Here is a 334-nt window from a genome sequence, read left to right as displayed (position 1 = left end):
CCGCGAATGACTACTCTGCTGTAAACTGAGAGAGTTATCATATTTCATCATGGTTATGGCACTATTCACTATTTTCTCTTCACTTGGTAACTTTTCCATACCACATATTTCTTTTAGATAACGCATCCCAGCCGTTAATGCAGTTAATTGTTCTATTTTTACTTTTTGAGTTAAATTCTCATTTTTGTGTGTTTGACATCCAAAAATAATTGGTGTGAAAAATAAAATCACCCTGAGTTTCATTATGATCATTCACCTTCTTGATTTTTCATTGTTACTAATAATATCTCAAAAATGTAATTATCATGGTGGATATTTTTTGTTGGTTATCAAT

At 30.5% G+C, this 334-nt stretch carries 1 pseudogene; it reads right to left on the bottom strand.

The features are described from left to right. Positions 1-243, bottom strand: a pseudogene (locus V1952_RS22640) (hypothetical protein); the annotation flags it as partial. Positions 244-334 lie beyond the last annotated feature (91 nt).

Source organism: Yersinia sp. 2542 StPb PI (assembly GCF_048593855.1).
Lineage (GTDB): Bacteria > Pseudomonadota > Gammaproteobacteria > Enterobacterales > Enterobacteriaceae > Yersinia > Yersinia enterocolitica_E.
This window is presented reverse-complemented; position numbering and strand designations above follow the sequence as displayed.